This window comes from Pandoraea anhela (assembly GCF_902459655.1).
Taxonomy (GTDB): Bacteria; Pseudomonadota; Gammaproteobacteria; order Burkholderiales; family Burkholderiaceae; genus Pandoraea; species Pandoraea anhela.
In genome coordinates this window covers 55,799-71,938 of record NZ_CABPSB010000020.1, presented here as the reverse complement: position 1 = coordinate 71,938, position 16,140 = coordinate 55,799, and the positions used below count along the sequence as shown (strand labels likewise).

The window sequence follows — 16,140 nt, the reverse complement described above, 5'->3', positions numbered from 1 at the left end:
CTATGAGCAAAGATTACAAGGATCTGTTGGTCGCCCTCGATATCGGCACGTCGAAAGTCGTGGCGGTGGTGGCCGAGCTACGCCCTGAAGGCCGCTATGAAGTGATTGGCCTCGGTCAGAGTGAATCGCGAGGTCTGAAAAAAGGCGTCGTGGTGAACATCGAGGCCACGGTGCAGTCCATTCAGCGTGCGCTCGAAGAAGCCGAGCTGATGGCCGATTGCAAGATCACCAACGTGTTCACGGGCATCGCCGGCAGCCACATCCGCAGCTTCAATTCGAGCGGCATGGTGGCGATCAAGGACAAGGAAGTGACGCAGGCCGATGTGGCGCGCGTCATCGAGACGGCCAAGGCGATCAACATCCCGACCGATCAGCAGGTGCTGCATATCCTCACGCAGGAATTCATCATCGACGGTCAGGAAGATGTGCGTGAGCCGATCGGCATGAGCGGTATCCGCCTCGAAGTGAAGGTGCATATCGTGACCGGCGCGGTGTCGGCGGCGCAGAACATCGTGAAGTGTGTGCGTCGTTGCGGCCTTGAAGTGAACGATCTGATCCTGCAACCGCTGGCGTCGAGCATTTCGGTGCTCACGGAAGACGAAAAGGAACTGGGCGTGGTGCTGATCGATATCGGCGGCGGCACGACCGACATCGCGATCTTCAGCGAAGGCGCGATCCGTCACACGGCGGTGATTCCGATCGCCGGCGACCAGATCACGAGCGACATCGCCATGGCGGTTCGCACGCCGACGCCGGATGCGGAAGACATCAAGATTCAGCACGGCATCGCCAAGCAGTCGCTGGCCGATCCGGACGAAATGATCGAAGTGCCGGGGCTCGGCGAGCGCGGTCCGCGCACGCTCTCGCGTCAGGCGCTGGCGGCGGTGATCGAGCCGCGCGTCGAAGAGCTGTTCTCGCTTGTGCAGCAGGTGGTGCGCGAGTCGGGATACGAAGAGTTGCTGTCCTCGGGCATCGTGCTCACCGGCGGCGCGGCAATGATGCCGGGCATGGTCGAACTGGGCGAGGACATCTTCCTGAAGCCGGTGCGCATCGGTGTGCCGGAGTACGCAGGCGGTCTGGCCGACGTGGTGCGCAGCCCGCGCTACGCCACGGCGATGGGGCTGCTGCTCGAAGGACGTTCCCAACGCATGCGCGGCCGCAAGGTCGCGGTGCAGTCGGGGCAGGCGAATCAGGTCTGGACGCGTATGCGCGACTGGTTCTTCAGCAATTTTTAACGTGGGTTTATCGAGTTTTTGAGGGGTGTGGATCCGGTGTTGAACCCATGCGCGGCTTACCCGAGCGGCACATGACCCGCAGTGCCGGATCTGCTTTTAATTCACTGGAGGCGCTATGAACTTTGAAATGTTGGAAACGGAAACCAACGGCACCATCATCAAGGTGGTGGGTGTTGGTGGCGCTGGCGGCAATGCCGTCCAGCACATGATCAACCGTGGTGTGCAAGGCGTGGAATTCATCGCCATGAACACCGACGCGCAGGCGCTGGGCCGCTCGCAGGCCGGCGTAAACATTCAGCTCGGCAAGACCGGCCTGGGTGCCGGCGCGAAGCCGGAAATGGGCCGTGCCGCTGCGGAAGAAGCGCGTGAGCGCGTGGCCGACGCCCTGCGCGGCGCCCACATGGTGTTCATTACCGCCGGCATGGGCGGCGGCACGGGCACGGGCGCGGCGCCGGTCGTGGCGCAGATCGCCAAGGAAATGGGCATTCTGACGGTCGGCGTGGTGTCGAAGCCGTTCGAGTTCGAAGGTGGCAAGCGGATGCGTGTGGCCGAGACCGGCGCGCAGGAACTGGAAGACAACGTCGACTCGCTGATCGTCGTGCTCAATGACAAGCTGTTCGAAGTCATGGGCGACGATGCGGAGATGGACAAGTGCTTCCAGTGCGCCGACGACGTGCTGCATAACGCCGTGGCCGGTATCGCCGAAATCATCAATGTCGATGGTCTCGTGAACGTCGACTTCGAAGACGTGAAGACGGTGATGGGCGAGCAAGGCAAGGCGATGATGGGCACGGCCACGGTGGCCGGCGTCGATCGTGCGCGTCTGGCGGCCGAGCAAGCCGTGGCCAGCCCGCTGCTCGAAGGCGTGGACCTGTCGGGGGCGCGTGGCGTGCTGGTCAACATCACGGCATCGCGTTCGCTGCGTCTGTCGGAAACGCGTGAAGTGATGAACACCATCAAGAGCTATGCCGCCGAAGACGCGACCGTGATTTTCGGTACCGTCTACGACGACAAGATGGGCGATGCACTGCGTGTCACCGTCGTGGCGACGGGCCTCGGCCGTGCGGTGGCGAAGAAGGCCGCTGCGCCGATGACGCTGCTCAAGACCGGTACCGACAACATGCCGATCGCCAGCGGCCATGTGCCGAACGTCGGTCAGGCAGCCGGTACGGACTACGGCGCGCTCGATACGCCGGCCGTGTGGCGCAGCACGCGCGAGACCGCAGCCTCGCACGTCGCCGCGTTGCAGGAAAAGGGTGTCGATACATACGACATTCCGGCTTTCCTGCGCAAGCAAGCCGACTGACAAGGTTGCGCGCGGGCCGGGTGCCAGTGCTCGGCGCCGCCGCACCTTGGGAATCGCGAGACCTACGCAGGTCGTCGTGAGGATTCGCCGTCGCTCCCCTACCATGCCGTGTGGCGTGGGGAAGGCGCGCCTCAGTACGAGTCCGAAAGACGATACGGCAAGGTTGTGATGGGCGTAGATGCCTTGTGGCTGCGACAACCAGAGTCGCAAAAGGTGTCGATGCATCACAGATCACGGACGTTACGGGTAAGCGTTCGTGATCCCTGACCCGGTCTCGCGGATCTGTCCCCCCGACTGCTGCGGCATGCCTCCGTCGCGGTGGTCGGGGTGCCCCGAACGAGATTTGACGCGCAGGTTCTTTGCCTGACGTCTAAGATGGAAAATGCTTTTTTCGCGAATACGTCATTTCGTATTGCGGTATGAGCGGAGACAGGCCGATGAGGCAACCTTCGGAATGTTTAGTAACGAAGCGTTGTGTTTGCGGCACAGCGGTGAAGGCGCCGATCTGATATAATTCGATCTATGATCCTTAGCGTCTGATAGTTTTAATAAATAGCATGCTTAAGCAGCGCACTCTCAAATCCATCGCCAAGACAGTCGGCATCGGCTTGCACTCCGGTCGCAAGGTCGAGTTGTCGCTGCGTCCGGCGCCGCCCGACACGGGTATCGTCTTCTGTCGAACCGATCTGAATCCTCCTGTGGAGATTCCGGCGTCGGCGATGGCGATCGGCGACACCCGTCTTGCATCGGTGTTGCAAAAGGATGGTGCGCGGGTGTCGACGGTGGAACACCTGATGTCGGCATGTGCAGGGCTGGGCATCGACAATCTGTATGTCGATGTGACGGCCGAAGAGATCCCGATCATGGACGGCAGCGCTGCCACGTTCGTCTTCCTGATCCAGTCGGCAGGCATCGAAGAGCAGCCTGCGGCCAAGAAATTCATTCGTGTGACGAAGCCGGTCGAGATTCGCGACGGCGACAAGCTGGCGCGTCTCGAGCCGTATGACGGTTTCAAGCTCAAGTTCACCATCGATTTCCGTCACCCGGCGGTCGATCGCACGGGGCAGGCGCTCGAAATCGACTTCGCCGATACGTCTTACGCGAAAGAGATCGCCCGTGCGCGCACGTTCGGCTTTGCGCATGAAGTCGAAATGCTGCGTGAACTCGGTCTGGCGCGCGGCGGCAGCATGGACAACGCCATCGTGCTCGACGAGTACCGCATTCTGAACAACGACGGTCTGCGCTACGACGACGAGTTCGTGAAGCACAAGATGCTCGACGCGATCGGCGATCTGTACGTGATCGGGCATTCCCTGCTCGCGTCTTACACGGCTTACAAGTCGGGCCACGGTCTGAACAACCAACTGCTGCGCGAACTTCTCGCACAGCAGGCGTATGAGATCGTGACTTTCGAGCGTGCAGAAGACGCACCGCGCGGCTTCCAGTTCGAACCGCAGACACAATTCGCGTAAGTCACGCGAAACACTGCGAAGCGCCCTGTGGGGCGATGCCGATGTAACAAAAAGAAAGCGCCGGATATCCGGCGCTTTTTTATTTGACGCGCGAGCAATATCGGTGTCGGGATCAGCGCCGGGGCGCCGTCGCTACCGTTTGCCCGCGGTCGCGCAGCCTCTGTCGATCAGCCTCCCCACACCCCGAGACGTGGTGTGCCGATGGGCGAGACGCATCGAAAGACAGGCGCGATCAGGGTTTGCGCGTGCCGCCGTAGGAATGACGGGCGACGAGGCGGGCGAGGGCATCGCGCAGCGGCGACGGCTCCAGCGAGTCGCGCAGATCTCGCAGGCTGACGAGGCCTTGTCGCGACAGCCGTGCCTCCTTCGGCGGTTTCTGCGGTTCCGGGGCGGCGATACTCACACGGATCTTGATAGTTCGGATGAGCCATCCGCGCGTAGCGAGCCCCTCGATGAGCGATGGCGTTTGCTGACGCAAACGTGCCGCCAGCGCGTTGTTCGACACAAGAAAGACCAAGGCGCCTTCACGCGGTGGCGCAAGCCTGACACTGCTGGAAAGTGCGGCGGGCAGAAGCGCATGCACGTCCCGCTCCAGTCGCCCGAGTTGTTCTGCCGCGACCAGCAATGAACCGGCGCCGTCGGACGCGGACAGGAGGTCGGTGAGCGGGCGGGCGACGCGGGGCGCTTTAGGTCGTTTCATATGATGAGACAGATATTGCCGCATATTTTACCCCGCCATCGGGCGTCGCCTCCTGTCGTCGTCCGAAATCCCCGGTTTATCGACCCCGGGCGCCGCCGGGACGTGCCCCGACAGCATGCTAGAATCCATTTTTCAGTACAGGTATCGAACCGGCGTGCGGCCAGAGTGCCAAACACGGTGACCCGCAGCGCGCAGACGCCGCGGGCGGATCGTTACTCATGGGGCTCGGCTCCGGGGGTGAAGGGCCGTCCGTCGACCGACTGCGTGACTGCGAACGACATTTGCCGCCCTAACCAGTGATCCGATGATTCCCGGTCTTCTCAAAAAAGTATTTGGCAGCCGCAACCAGCGGCTCATCAAGCAGTACCAGAAAACCGTCGCGGCGATTAACGCCCTCGAGCCGCAGATCGCCCAACTGAGCGATGAGCAACTGCGCGGCAAGACCGAGGAATTCAAGCAACGCATCGCCCAGGGGGCGAGCGTGGATGCGTTGCTCGTCGAAGCCTTTGCCGTATGCCGTGAGGCAGGCAAGCGCGTGCTCAAGATGCGCCATTTCGATGTGCAGCTCATCGGCGGGATGGTGCTGCATTACGGCAAGATCGCCGAAATGCGCACGGGCGAGGGCAAGACGCTCGTCGCGACGCTGCCCGCGTATCTGAACGCGCTCTCCGGCAAGGGCGTGCATGTGGTGACCGTCAACGATTATCTGGCTCAGCGCGACGCTGAGTGGATGGCGCGTCTGTACAACTTCCTCGGCCTGTCGGTGGGTATCAACCTGTCGCAGATGCCGCACGACCAGAAGCAGGCCGCCTACGCCGCCGACATCACGTACGGGACGAACAACGAGTTCGGCTTCGATTACCTGCGCGACAACATGGTCTACGAGACCGAGCAGCGGGTGCAACGTACGCTCAACTACGCGATCGTCGACGAAGTGGACTCGATCCTGATCGACGAAGCGCGCACGCCGCTGATCATCTCGGGGCAGGCGGAAGATCACACCGAACTGTACGTGAAGATGGATCGCCTGCCGGCGATGCTGGAGCGTCAGATCGGCGAGGAGAAGGCCGACGGCACCGGTGTCGAAGTGCCGGGCGATTACACGCTCGACGAAAAGGGCCGTCAGGTGTTCCTGACCGAGCGCGGTCACGAGAAGGCCGAGCAACTGCTCGCCGAGTGGGGCATGATCGCCGAGGGCGACAGCCTCTATGCGCCGCAGAACATCACGCTCATGCATCACGTGTACGCCGCCCTGCGCGCGCACACGCTGTTCCACAAGGACCAGCATTACGTGGTGCAGAACGGTGAAATCGTGATCGTCGACGAGTTCACGGGCCGTCTGATGGCGGGCCGTCGCTGGTCCGAAGGCCTGCACCAGGCGGTGGAGGCGAAGGAACACGTCAAGATCCAGCACGAGAACCAGACGCTCGCCTCGATCACGTTCCAGAACTACTTCCGTATGTACGCCAAGCTCTCGGGCATGACCGGGACGGCGGATACGGAAGCGTTCGAGTTCAACGAAATCTACCGTCTCGAGACGGTGGTGATCCCGACGAACCGGGTGCCGAAGCGCATCGACCGCCAGGATCAGATCTACAAGACGGCCAAGGAAAAGTACGACGCCGTCATCAAGGACATCCGCGATTGCGTGGAGCGTGGCCAGCCGGTGCTGGTGGGCACGACCTCGATCGAAACGTCGGAGTATCTCTCGCAACTGCTCACGCGCGAGAAGCTGCCGCACCAGGTGCTCAACGCCAAGCAGCACCAGCGTGAGGCCGAGATCGTGGCGCAGGCGGGTCGCCCGGGGGTGATCACCATCGCCACCAATATGGCCGGTCGTGGTACCGACATCGTGCTCGGCGGCAACGTCGAGAAGCAGTCGGGTTTCATCGAGGCCGATGAGTCGCTGGGCGACGCCGAGAAGGAAGCCCGTATCAAGCAGTTGCAGGACGAGTGGCAAGGGCTGCACGAGCAAGTGAAAGCCGCGGGCGGTCTGCATATTATCGGCACCGAGCGTCACGAGTCGCGTCGTATCGACAACCAGTTGCGCGGCCGTTCGGGCCGTCAGGGCGACCCGGGGTCGTCGCGCTTCTACCTCTCGCTGGAAGATCCGCTGCTGCGCATTTTCGCGGGCGACCGCGTGCGCGCGATCATGGATCGTCTGAAAATGCCGGAAGGCGAAGCCATCGAAGCGGGTATCGTCACGCGCTCGATCGAGTCTGCACAGCGCAAGGTCGAAGCCCGTAACTTCGATGTACGCAAGCAGTTGCTGGAGTACGACGACGTTGCCAACGATCAGCGCAAGGTGATTTACCAGCAACGTAACGAACTGCTCGAAGCGCAGGACGTCTCGGAAACGATCGCGGGTATGCGCCAGAGCGTATTCGAGGATGTCGTGCGTACCTACGTGCCGGCCGGTACCGTGGAAGAACAGTGGGATCTGAAGGGGCTGGAGACGACGCTGCGCGAAGAGTGGCAGCTCGATCTGCCGCTGCAATCGCGTATCGAAGGCGCGCAAGAGATCGACGACGAAGACATCCTCAAGGAAGTGATGGAGGCGGCCGAAGCGTCGTACAACGCGAAGGTCGAACTGGTCGGACGCGAGTCGTTCTCCGGCTTCGAGCGCTCGGTCATGCTGCAAAGCGTGGATTCGAACTGGCGCGAGCATCTGGCGGCGCTGGATCACCTGCGTCAGGGTATCCATCTGCGCGGTTACGCCCAGAAGAACCCGAAGCAGGAATACAAGCGCGAAGCATTCGAACTCTTCGCACAGTTGCTCGAGACCATCAAGCTGGAAGTCACGCGCGTCATCATGAACGTACGCATCCAGTCGCAGGAAGAGCTTGAGCAGGCAACGGAATCGCTCGACGACAACGCGGGTGGTCTCGTGAACATCGAGTTCAAGCACGACGAACTGGAAACGGTGGGCGGCGAGGGCGAGGTGGACGAAGATGCCGGGCGTCCGGTGGTTGCGGCGCTTGCGCATGCTGCGGGCGCCGCAGGTGCGGCTGCCGGCGGCGACTTCCTGCCGAAGGTCGGACGTAACGACCCGTGCCCCTGCGGCAGCGGCAAGAAATTCAAGCACTGCCACGGCAAACTGACTTAAGATGTGAACCGATCGACGCGGCGCCGACTCCTGATCGGCGCCGCGTCGTTTGTAGCGCCGGTATTCGTAACACGTTTTGCAACGCGTTTCGCAACTGATCGAACCGGCCGCACCGATCAACCGCCGCCCCGGCGGGCTGTCGTGCCGACATCGCCAGGGCGGGAGATGCAACCCTTACCTCTCGCGGGCGAACCCTCATGGCCGTCAATTTCCCCTCGATCGAACCCTCCCAACTGCGCGCCGTTCCGGGCGTCGAACTGGGCTGGGCCGAAGCCAATATCCGCAAACCGAACCGCAAAGACGTACTGGTCATGCGACTGGCCGCCGGCAGCACGGTATCGGGCGTGTTCACGACGAACCGCTTCTGCGCCGCGCCGGTGACGGTGTGCAAGGAACATCTGGCGGCCAGGGCAGGCATTCGCGCGCTCGTCGTCAACACGGGTAACGCCAACGCAGGTACCGGCGAACCGGGCATGCTCGCCACGCGAGCGACGTGCGACGCGCTCGCTGAGCTGCTGTCCGTCTCGTCCAACCAGATTCTGCCGTTCTCCACGGGGGTGATTCTCGAGCCGCTGCCGGTCGACCGTCTGGTCGCCGGTCTGCCGCAGGCCATCGGCAATCTGGCGCCCGCGCACTGGTACGAGGCCGCGCAGTCGATCATGACGACCGATACGCTGCCGAAGGCGGCGTCGCGTCAGATCGTGATCGACGGTCAGGCGATCGTGCTCACCGGCATCAGCAAGGGCGCGGGCATGATCAAACCGAACATGGCGACCATGCTCGGCTTCGTCGGCACCAACGCCCGCGTGGCGCAGCCGGTGCTCGACGCGCTGGTGAAATACGTTGCCGACCGCTCGTTCAACGCCATCACCATCGATGGCGATACGTCGACCAACGACTCCTTTATCGTGGCGGCAACGGGGCAGACCGACCTGCCGGAAATCGCCAGCACGGATTCCCCGGCGTTCGCCGCGTTGCGTGACGCGTTGCTGTCGATCTCGCAGGAACTGGCGCAATTGATCGTGCGCGACGGCGAAGGCGCGACCAAGTTCATCACCGTGACGGTCGAAGGTGGCCGTGACGTGGCCGAGTGCCGTCAGATCGCGTATGCGATTGGCCATTCGCCGTTGGTGAAGACGGCATTTTTTGCGTCCGATCCGAATCTGGGCCGCATTCTGGCCGCGATCGGCTATGCGGGCGTGAACGACCTGGACGTCAGCACGATCGACCTTTATCTAGACGACGTGCTGGTCGCCCGCGCAGGCGGGCGCAACGCCGACTACCGCGAGGAAGACGGTCAGCGCGTGATGAAGCAAAGCGAAATTACGGTACGTGTGGTGCTGGGGCGTGGCGCCGCAGCGGCAACGCTGTGGACGTGCGATCTCTCGCATGACTACGTGAGCATCAACGCGGATTACCGCTCCTGAGACCCGACGCGACGGCCCGGATCGTGAGCATCCCACCGGATGCGAAGGGCCGTCGGCGCAGCGGCCGATGCCTGACCGGCATCGCCCCTGCGCCGGTAGACGTGGTTGCCCGATGGCACTGGCATATCGATATCGGGCGCATCGCCCGCCGGTGGCAAAAGCGCCGGGGCGCACAGCGAAGGGAAACGACAACACCTGGAAGCATCGACACGAGCGCCCGATAGCGGCGCGGGGATTTCGAAGCAATGGACAAACTGGAACAGTTCCTGACGCGCGCCGAAGGCGTGCTGGCCCGGCTGGAGGCAATGCTGCCCCCGGCGACTCCCGAGATTGACTGGAGCGTCGCGACGGCGTTTCGCTGGCGCAAGAAGCAGGGACGCGGCTTCCTGCAACCGGTCGCGCACGTCTCCGGCATCACGCTCGGCGATCTGCAAAACATCGAGCGTCAAAAGGCGCTGATCGAACAGAACACGCGTCAGTTCGTGCGCGGCGAGCCGGCCAACAACGTGTTGCTCACCGGCGCACGCGGCACCGGCAAGTCGTCGCTGATCAAGGCGTGTCTGAATCAGTACGCACCGGAAGGCTTGCGACTGATCGAAGTCGACAAGGACGATTTGATCGATCTGGGCGACATCGTCGATCTGATTTCGCAGCGGCCGGAGCGCTTCGTCGTGTTCTGCGACGATCTGTCGTTCGAAGACGGCGAGTCGGGTTACAAGGCGCTGAAAGTCGCACTCGACGGTTCGATCGCCGCCCAGTCGGACAACGTGCTCATTTACGCGACGTCCAACCGTCGTCACCTGTTGCCCGAGTACATGAAGGACAACGAGAGCTATCGCCACACCGAAGACGGTGAGATTCATCCGGGCGAAGTGATCGAGGAAAAGATCTCGCTGTCCGAGCGGTTCGGGCTGTGGGTGAGCTTCTATCCGTTCAAGCAGGACGACTACCTGACGATCGTCGGCCACTGGTTGCAGCATTTCGGCGTGCCGGCGGACCAGACGGAGAGCGCGCGTCAGGAGGCGTTGATCTGGGCGTTGGAGCGCGGTTCGCGCTCGGGGCGGGTGGCCTTCCAGTTCGCACGCGACTGGGCGGGCAAGCAGCGTGGGGCGGCGGCGTCGCACGCGTCGTAACGATAGGGCGATGCGGCGCTTGGTTGGGAGCGCAATCGGTAGGCGGGTCGAGCGCCGTCCGTCCTGGTGAGAAATTCCGTAGGTGTGTAGTGATATGACAGACTCGAATCGAACGGCGCCGGATGGGCGCCCCGTCACGGAGGTGGCCGTGGGTGTGATGGTGCGCCCGGACGGTGCGGTGCTGCTCGGGCAGCGTCCCGCGGGCAAGCCGTATGCCGGTTACTGGGAGTTTCCAGGGGGCAAGCTGGAGGCCGGAGAGTCGGTCGCGGCGGCGCTAGCACGCGAGTTGCACGAGGAACTGGGGGTGACGGTCGAGCGCTGCGCGCCGTGGCGTGTGCTGGAGCATGACTATCCCCATGCGTACGTGCGTCTGCATTTTTGCAAGGTCACGGCATGGCAGGGCGAGCCGCACGGCAAGGAAGGGCAGGCGCTGGCGTGGGAGCACCCGCCGGTAAGCGTCGAGCCTTTGCTGCCGGCTGCACTGCCGCCGTTGACGTGGCTCGCAGAGGAGTTGGCGGCGCGCGCCTGAAGACCAGTGCCGCGATTCGCGATGTCGCGCAAAAAAGCCGCTTCGACAGATGCCGAAGCGGCTTTTTTTTAGCTTTCGGGGCAGGGACGGTTACGACGATACGCACGCCACGGCTCACGGGCCCATACCGGTCCGGCGTGACTTATCCGCGTTGCGTCGGATCGAGGGGCGATTCCTGAGAGGGGTCTTCCGGCGATTCGGCGGGGATCGTGTACTTCTCTGCGGCCCAAGCGCCCATGTCGATCTGCTTGCAGCGCTCTGAGCAGAACGGGCGGAATTTGGACTGCGGCGCCCAAACCACCTTCTTGCCGCAGGTCGGACAGTTGACGACGCTCGTCATGGTCTTACAGGTTACAGAGGGTAAGCAGGAACGGAACGTCGCTGTCGACGGGACGCGGCTTCAGATCACCGTCCTGCGTCGTGAAACGCACCCACAGCATGTACTTGTTGGCGCTCGCTTCGGGAATCACGCGGAGGTCCGCCGCGACACGTACCTGCATCAGTTGATACACGCGCCCGGTCAGCATCTGCTGGTAGCTACCCTGTTGCGCCATCGCCTTGCTGGCATGACCGGACTCGCGCGCCAGCCCGAGCACGATGCCGATGGCGTCACGAATCGGGAATAGCGGACCGATCCACTTATCGATGTCCTGACGTCGCTGCTCGGCATCGTTATGACGCCAGGCGTAATACGACGGCAGATCGAAACGGCATGTGCCACCGGGAATCACCGAGCGACTGCGAATGCTTGCGAGCCATTCGTTGTCGTTCAGGTGCTGACCGGGTTTGCCGGGAATCTGATTGAGGTTCGCGATGGCCAGCTCGACTTCGCCGATGAACTGTTCGAGCGCGTCGGAGGCGATATCGGGATTGCCGCGATAGGTCTGGAGCGTCTGACGTTGCCGGTCGAGTTCTTTGACCAGTTCGTTCTTCAGATCGGTGCGACCGGCGATGTCGGCAATCTCGAACATCGTGATCAGGGCCGCGTGATGATCGAGCGGCTGATCCTGTCCGACGAAAAAGGCAAAGCGCCCGAACAGCTCTTCTAGCCGAAGCAGCGTGCGAATGCGTTCGTTGAGCGGATATTCGTACAGGATCAAGCGCGTTGGCCCAAAAGTTGGCGCTTTTCAGCGTAATGGCGACATTCTAATGCGGGAATCTGTCGGGTGGCAACGCGAGTGGCGCTCAATCGAGAACCGCGTGCAGAACGGGTGCGCGAAATTCCGTGCTTTGCAACGGCATCCACCTCGTCTGCCTCCTTCGATTTGTCTACCTTGTCCATCTCGTCCGCTTTACTCGTGTTGGCACGATACCCCACGTCGCAAGCTCACTCGCCAGCCGCGCGCGTCGCCAACTGAAGATACGCCGCGTGCAGGCGGTCGACCTGCGGTGCCAGAGGGGCGTGCGGCACGTCGTTGTCGATGACGTCGTCCGCCGCGGCGAGCCGCTGTGCGCGCGTGGCCTGTCGCGCCATGATCGCCTGCACCTGCTCGCGGGTGAAGCGATTGCGGGCCATGACGCGCGCGATCTGGGTCTCCTGCGTGCAATCGACGACCAGTACGCGCTGCACGCGCTCGCGCCACGTGCCGGATTCGACGAGCAACGGCACAACGAAAATCAGATAGGGCCCGTCGGCTTCGGCCGCTGCGCGCTCGCATTCCGTGCGGATCAGCGGATGGGTGATCGCCTCCAAACGTGCTTTTGCGGCGTCGTCCGTAAAGACAGCGTCGCGCATGCGAGCGCGATCGAGCGAGCCGTCCGGCGCGACGAACGCGTCGCCGAATTCACGACGAATCGCCGGCATGGCCGCACCGCCCGGCGCGGTAATACGGTGCGCGATGGCGTCGGTGTCGATGATGGCGATACCGTGCGTGGCGAACAGATTGGCGACGGTCGTCTTGCCGCTGCCGATGCCGCCGGTCAGGCCGATGGCGTAAGTCATGGGGTGCCTCCGATCCAGAGCATCAGGCCGTCTCCGCCGAACAGCGTGACGATACCCGCTGCGGCGAGAAACGCCCCGAAAGGAAACATCTGGTCGCCGCGCAAGCGACCCATCAGCCAGCCGCTACCGGCGACGACGATGGCGAGCACGCAGGCGACCAGCAGTATCTGCGGCAGCGCTGTCCAGCCGAACCAGGCGCCGAGCGCCGCGTAAAGTTTGAAGTCGCCGAATCCCATGCCCTCGCGCCGCCGGATCCACCAATACGCCCAATACATCGCCCACAGGCTCGTATACCCCGCCGCCGCGCCGATCACCGCGTCGGGCAGCGCGGCGAACCAGTGGCCGAGGTTGCAGAGCAGGCCCGCCCAAAGGAGCGGGAGCGTCAGGATGTCGGGCAGCAGTTGCGTGTCGTGATCGATGTAGGCGAGCGCGATGAGTGTCCAGACGAGGCCGAGCGCGCCAAGGCTCTGCCACGTTGGCCCGAAGCGCCAAGAGACGGCGGCGCTTAGTACGCCGGTGAGCAACGCGAGTTGCAAGCGACGCGGCGGTGCCGCGTCCGCAAACGTCATGGGACGTTCGGTGGCGGCGACGCTCGACAGTTGGGCCGCAGGCGCGAGGGCCAGGGGCGTCGTATGAAGTGTCGGCTCGACGGGCGCTGCGGCCTCCGGCGTCTCGGCGGCTTGTAATTCTTCAAGCCATGCGCGTTCGATGGCGGCCGGCACGCGCCGCACGACGACATCGAGAAACAACCCGGCAAGCACGCCGATGACGGCAAACAGCGTGAGACGCCAATGAGGCGCCAACTGTGCCAGCCAATCGACGAGAAGCAGTTCTGCGTAGCCATCGAGGGCGTTCATGCGACACCGTATCCGAGTTGGAACATCGGCAGGTACATGGCGAGGACCATGCCGCCGATCAGCAGGCCGAGAAACGTAATCATCATGGGTTCCAGCATCGCGCAGGTGCTGACCAGCGCCTGAGAAGCTTCTTCGTCGAGCAGGCCGGCGGCCTGATTGAGCATGCGCCCGAGTGTACCCGATTCCTCCCCGATCACGGCCAGTTGCGCCACGGCCAGCGGCCAGTGCTCATCGGTTTCGAGCGACGTTGCAAGACGTGCACCCCGGGCAACCTTACGGTGCACATCATGCGCTGCCTGCTGCATGACGAGATTGCCGCACGCACTCGCCGCGGCGTCCATGGCATCGGGTAGCGCTACGCCTGCGTCGAGCAGTGTGCCGAGCGTTCGCGCCCACCGGGCGGCGCTCATCATCCTGACAATGTGGCCGACGCCCGGTAGCCGCAATATCAACCGGTCACGCTGTCGTCGTAGTCGGTGACGTCTGCGAAGCGCACCGACCACGACGAGCCCCGCCGCACCGGTGCTCGTCAGTATCCACGGACCGTTCGCCAGCGATCCTCGCGAAAGCGCGATCAGCCAGCGGGTGAGTGGCGGCAACGGCACGCCACCGCCGGCGGCGCTCGCAAACAGCCGCTCGAACTCAGGGATGACCCATTGCAGTAGCGCAATCACGACGGCGATCGCTACCGCCAGCACCGTGATCGGGTAAGCCAGTGCGCGTTGAAGTTTGTTCCGCACGGCTTGTGTGTGGTCATAGTGGGCGCTCAGGCGCATCAACGTCGGGCCAAGCTGTCCGCCCAACTCGCCGGCGGCGATCAACTGGCAATCGACGCCGCTAAAGCGCCGGCTGGCTTGCGACATTGCCTGCGCCAGCGGATGCCCCAACGCGACATCCTGCGCGATGTCGGACGCCAGCCGCTTGAGCCCCCGCGTGTGCGCGCCTCGCGCCAGCACGTCGAGCGCGGCTGTTAGCGGAACCCCTGCACCGAGTAACGTGGCGAGTCGCCGGATGAGGTCCGTGGCATCGGATGTCCGGGTGCGTGGCGCTGACGCATGACGTCGCCCCGGGCCGAGACGGGTGATCGTCAGTTGCGGATGACGCTGGCGAAGCAGGAGACGTGCGGCGGCTTCGCCACGTGCGACGATGTCGCCTTGCCGACGTTGTCCGTCTGCATCGCGCCCCTGCCAGTGCCATCGACGTGGCCGGGCCAGGTTCGGCATGCCGTCACGCAGGGGTTGTCGCATCGACGTCTTCCTCACTGACGGCACCCGCTTGCGCGTGCCACAACCCGGCCTCGCGCAATGTCATGACCCCTTCGCTCCGTGCTTGCGCCGCCAGTTCGTGAGGGCTACGCGCCTGCGCAATATTGAGGGCTTGTGTGGCGCTGATCGGCATCACCTGGAACGCGCCGATGCGGCCGGCGTAACCGCTGCCATGACAGCGCATGCATGAGGGCGTGCCGCGCGCGGTCTCGATGGCCGTCTCGTGAGGCCGGCACCCGGCAGGGCATCGTCGCCGGAGCAAACGCTGGGCGCTCACGAGCAGCAGGGTCGACGAGAGGTTGAACGGCGCGACGCCGAGATCGAAGAGGCGCGCCAAGGTGCTCGGCGCGTCGTTGGCGTGAACGGTCGCGAAGACCAGATGCCCGGTCTGCGCCGCCTGCACCGCGATTTCGGCCGTTTGCGCATCGCGAATTTCGCCGACGACGAGTACGTCCGGATCCTGACGGAGGAAGGCGCGCAGCGCGGTAGCAAAATCGAGTCCGGCGCGCTCGTTCAGATTGACCTGAGTGACGCCCGGCAACCGGATTTCCACCGGGTCTTCGATCGTGACGATATTGCGCGACGCATCGTTGAGCCGCCGCAGGCAGCTGTAGAGCGAAACGGTCTTGCCGCTGCCGGTTGGTCCGGTCAGCAGAATCATGCCGTGCGGACGCGCGATCGCTTGCGTCAGTGCGAGGTACTGCTTTGGCGTATAACCGAGTCCTTCGAGCGCGAGGGGGACCTTCGCCCCGTCGAGCAGTCGCACCACGAGTTTTTCGCCATAGAGCGTGGGCAGCGCACTCACGCGACACTCCACCGGCGCATCGGCTTCGCGCCAGACCATGCGTCCGTCCTGCGGCAACCGCTTTTGCGCGATGTCCAGATTCGCGAGCACTTTGAGGCGTGAGACGAGCATGTCGCGCCAAGCGAGCGGCACGTCGCTCTGCTCCTGCAAATATCCGTCGATACGCAGTCGAACGCGAAAGCGTTGTGCCATCGGTTCGAAATGGATGTCCGATGCGCCCGCGCGAATCGCGTCGTGCAGTATTTGCTCAAGGAGTTGCAGCGGCGTAGCGGCCCCCACAGACAGGCGAGATGCCCCGGACGATGAGGTCGCTGAGACGAGCGAGACGGGTTGGGGCGACGACGTCGCGTCAACCGATGGGGG

Annotated in this window: 14 protein-coding genes; 7 read left to right on the top strand and 7 right to left on the bottom strand. The window is 63.5% G+C overall.

Features of this window, described 5'->3' with window-relative positions; translation table 11 throughout:
* Window positions 1–2 precede the first annotated feature (2 nt).
* The 3 genes from ftsA to lpxC all read left to right on the top strand — a co-directional run bounded on the left by ftsA (window position 3) and on the right by lpxC (window position 4,013).
* On the top strand, window positions 3–1,235 hold the full coding sequence (ftsA, locus tag PAN31108_RS21835) for a cell division protein FtsA (RefSeq protein WP_010806905.1): 1,233 nt from the start codon (window positions 3–5) through the stop codon (window positions 1,233–1,235).
* Window positions 1,236–1,350: 115 nt separating this feature from the next.
* Window positions 1,351–2,541, top strand: a complete 1,191-nt coding sequence (ftsZ, locus tag PAN31108_RS21830; protein WP_150670867.1) for a cell division protein FtsZ — start codon at window positions 1,351–1,353, stop codon at window positions 2,539–2,541.
* A 557-nt stretch (window positions 2,542–3,098) separates the two neighbouring features.
* Window positions 3,099–4,013, top strand: a complete 915-nt coding sequence (lpxC, locus tag PAN31108_RS21825) for a UDP-3-O-acyl-N-acetylglucosamine deacetylase (RefSeq protein ID WP_150670866.1) — start codon at window positions 3,099–3,101, stop codon at window positions 4,011–4,013.
* Window positions 4,014–4,245: 232 nt separating this feature from the next.
* On the opposite strand, the gene PAN31108_RS21820 is transcribed toward lpxC, so the two are convergent.
* Window positions 4,246–4,713, bottom strand: coding sequence for a DciA family protein (locus PAN31108_RS21820; RefSeq protein ID WP_174995092.1), 468 nt, complete (start codon window positions 4,711–4,713; stop codon window positions 4,246–4,248).
* A 304-nt stretch (window positions 4,714–5,017) separates the two neighbouring features.
* Here PAN31108_RS21820 and secA point away from each other — a divergent pair, with 304 nt between their 5' ends.
* The 4 genes from secA (at window position 5,018) to PAN31108_RS21800 (ending at window position 10,908) form a co-directional block, all read left to right on the top strand.
* Entirely contained in the window at window positions 5,018–7,819 is a 2,802-nt protein-coding gene (gene secA, locus PAN31108_RS21815) for a preprotein translocase subunit SecA (protein WP_150670864.1), read from the top strand.
* Between the two features lie 197 nt (window positions 7,820–8,016).
* On the top strand, window positions 8,017–9,246 hold the full coding sequence (gene argJ / locus PAN31108_RS21810) for a bifunctional glutamate N-acetyltransferase/amino-acid acetyltransferase ArgJ (protein WP_150670863.1): 1,230 nt from the start codon (window positions 8,017–8,019) through the stop codon (window positions 9,244–9,246).
* A gap of 245 nt (window positions 9,247–9,491) precedes the next feature.
* Entirely contained in the window at window positions 9,492–10,379 is an 888-nt protein-coding gene (locus tag PAN31108_RS21805) for an ATP-binding protein (protein WP_150670862.1), read from the top strand.
* Window positions 10,380–10,473: 94 nt separating this feature from the next.
* Window positions 10,474–10,908 carry an NUDIX domain-containing protein gene (locus tag PAN31108_RS21800; RefSeq protein WP_150670861.1) on the top strand — a complete coding sequence of 145 codons (435 nt, stop codon included), beginning with the start codon at window positions 10,474–10,476 and terminating at the stop codon, window positions 10,906–10,908.
* Between the two features lie 142 nt (window positions 10,909–11,050).
* Here the strand turns inward: PAN31108_RS21800 and yacG are convergent, their stop codons facing one another.
* The 6 genes from yacG to PAN31108_RS21770 form a co-directional block, all read right to left on the bottom strand.
* Window positions 11,051–11,248, bottom strand: a complete 198-nt coding sequence (yacG, locus tag PAN31108_RS21795; RefSeq protein ID WP_150670860.1) for a DNA gyrase inhibitor YacG — start codon at window positions 11,246–11,248, stop codon at window positions 11,051–11,053.
* A gap of 4 nt (window positions 11,249–11,252) precedes the next feature.
* Entirely contained in the window at window positions 11,253–12,008 is a 756-nt protein-coding gene (gene zapD / locus PAN31108_RS21790; protein ID WP_150670859.1) for a cell division protein ZapD, read from the bottom strand.
* 227 nt (window positions 12,009–12,235) lie between these two features.
* Complete coding sequence (gene coaE, locus PAN31108_RS21785) at window positions 12,236–12,850, bottom strand: dephospho-CoA kinase (RefSeq protein WP_150670858.1); 615 nt, start codon at window positions 12,848–12,850, stop codon at window positions 12,236–12,238.
* A complete protein-coding gene (locus tag PAN31108_RS21780; protein WP_150670857.1) occupies window positions 12,847–13,707 on the bottom strand; it encodes a prepilin peptidase in 861 nt (286 codons plus the stop codon). The genes coaE and PAN31108_RS21780 overlap by 4 nt, the downstream gene beginning before the upstream one ends.
* Window positions 13,704–14,954 (bottom strand): type II secretion system F family protein, encoded by a 1,251-nt coding sequence (locus tag PAN31108_RS21775; RefSeq protein ID WP_150670856.1) that lies wholly within the window; start codon window positions 14,952–14,954, stop codon window positions 13,704–13,706. The genes PAN31108_RS21780 and PAN31108_RS21775 overlap by 4 nt, the downstream gene beginning before the upstream one ends.
* Window positions 14,935–16,056 (bottom strand): GspE/PulE family protein, encoded by a 1,122-nt coding sequence (locus PAN31108_RS21770; RefSeq protein ID WP_281350134.1) that lies wholly within the window; start codon window positions 16,054–16,056, stop codon window positions 14,935–14,937. Before PAN31108_RS21770 ends, PAN31108_RS21775 begins: the two co-directional genes overlap by 20 nt.
* Between the last annotated feature and the right edge of the window lie 84 nt (window positions 16,057–16,140).